The organism is Halomonas sp. 707D4, assembly GCF_024158685.1.
Taxonomy (GTDB): domain Bacteria; phylum Pseudomonadota; class Gammaproteobacteria; order Pseudomonadales; family Halomonadaceae; genus Vreelandella.
On sequence record NZ_JAMZBD010000595.1, the window covers coordinates 1 to 1,621 of the forward strand.

The 1,621-nt window shown below is 65.5% G+C and carries 3 protein-coding genes and 1 tRNA gene; all 4 read left to right on the forward strand.

The genetic code is table 11. The features are described 5' to 3' along the window. A partial coding sequence (gene lolB, locus BIS11_RS16970; RefSeq protein ID WP_253586639.1) for a lipoprotein insertase outer membrane protein LolB occupies window positions 1–300 on the forward strand: 300 nt, incomplete at its 5' end. Between the two features lie 3 nt (window positions 301–303). Next, window positions 304–1,176, forward strand: a complete 873-nt coding sequence (ispE, locus tag BIS11_RS16975; protein WP_301282921.1) for a 4-(cytidine 5'-diphospho)-2-C-methyl-D-erythritol kinase — start codon at window positions 304–306, stop codon at window positions 1,174–1,176. A gap of 27 nt (window positions 1,177–1,203) precedes the next feature. After that, window positions 1,204–1,278, forward strand: a tRNA-Gln gene (locus BIS11_RS16980). A gap of 59 nt (window positions 1,279–1,337) precedes the next feature. Next, the coding region (gene prs, locus BIS11_RS16985) for a ribose-phosphate diphosphokinase (RefSeq protein ID WP_253586640.1) at window positions 1,338–1,621 on the forward strand (284 nt) is incomplete at its 3' end.

The following is a 1,621-nucleotide window of genomic DNA, read 5'->3' on the forward strand; positions in this document are numbered from 1 at the left end:
GGCCGCTTCGAGGCCGAGACGCCGGAGGCGCTGATGGAGGAGCAGCTCGGCTGGTCGCTGCCGGTGCGCGCCATGCCCGACTGGGTGCGAGGGCTTCCCGGCGGCGACTCGAGCTATCAGCTCGAGACCGACGCGCTGGGCTTCCCGAGCCATCTCGAGCAGGATGGCTGGCAGATCGACTATCGTGACTGGGAAGAAGTGGAAGGCATGTGGCTGCCGCGCCGCCTGGTGATGAACATCGACGAGATACGCATCACCCTGGTGGTGAACCAGTGGCGTGCGCGCAGCGACCAGGAGTGACCCTTGGCGAGCAACGATAGCCCCGCGTGCCGGCTGACCCTGCCGGCACCGGCGAAACTCAACCGCATGCTGCACATCACCGGCCGTCGCCCGGACGGTTATCACACCCTGCAGACGCTGTTCCAGTTCATCGACCTGCAGGACGAGCTCACCCTCACCCTGCGCGATGATGGCGAGATCATGCTGGACGAGGCGCTCGACGGGGTACGCTTCGAGGATAACCTGGTGGTGCGCGCCGCCCGGATGCTTGCCCCCTACCGCCGGGACCACCGCCAGGGAGTCGAGATCGGCCTCACCAAGCGCCTGCCCATGGGCGGCGGCCTCGGCGGCGGCAGCTCCAACGCCGCCACGGTGCTGGTCGGGCTCAACCGACTCTGGGGGCTCGGGCTCTCCCTCGACGCGCTGGCCGAGCTTGGCCTGTCGCTCGGTGCCGATGTGCCGGTGTTCGTCCACGGCCAGAGCGCCTGGGCCGAAGGCGTGGGCGAGAAGCTCACCCCGGTCACCCTCGACACGCCCTGGTTCGTGGTGATCCACCCCGGGGTGAGCGTCTCGACCCCGGCCGTCTTTCAGGACCCGGAATTGACACGCGCAAGCCCCCCCATTACTATGGCGCGCGCACTGCAGGGGGGAGCGAGCGCGTGGCGCAACGACTGTGAAGAAACGGTCAAGAAACGCCATCCATCGATCGCCTGCGCACTCGAGTGGCTCGGCCAGTACGCACCCAGCCGCCTGACCGGCACCGGCGCTTGCCTGTTTGCCGAATTCGAGTCCGAGCACGCCGCGAAAGCCGTGACGCAAGAGGCCGCCAAGCGCTATCGCGTATGGACGGCACGCGGGCTCAACGACTCTCCCCTACATGATGCTCTGGGCGGTTGACGCCCGATCGAGTCGTTCGGTTATTGCTGGGGTATCGCCAAGTGGTAAGGCACCGGTTTTTGGTATCGGCATTCCCAGGTTCGAATCCTGGTACCCCAGCCAACTCGACGACGATCCGACGTTTTCTCCCCTGATCCCCAACACTGCAAAGGTGGCCGTGCGTGTCAAAATTGATGGTTTTCACCGGGAACGCCAATCCCGAACTCGCTCACAAGATTGCCGAGAGCCTGGACAGCCGCATGGGTCATGCGACGGTGGGCCAGTTCAGCGACGGCGAAATCGCAGTCGAGATCAATGAGAACGTGCGTGGCAAGGATGTGTTCATCCTCCAGTCCACCTGCGCCCCCACGAACGACAACCTGATGGAACTGATCCTGATGGTCGACGCCCTGCGCCGCGCCTCGGCGACGCGCATCACGGCGGTCGTTCCCTACTTCGGCTATGC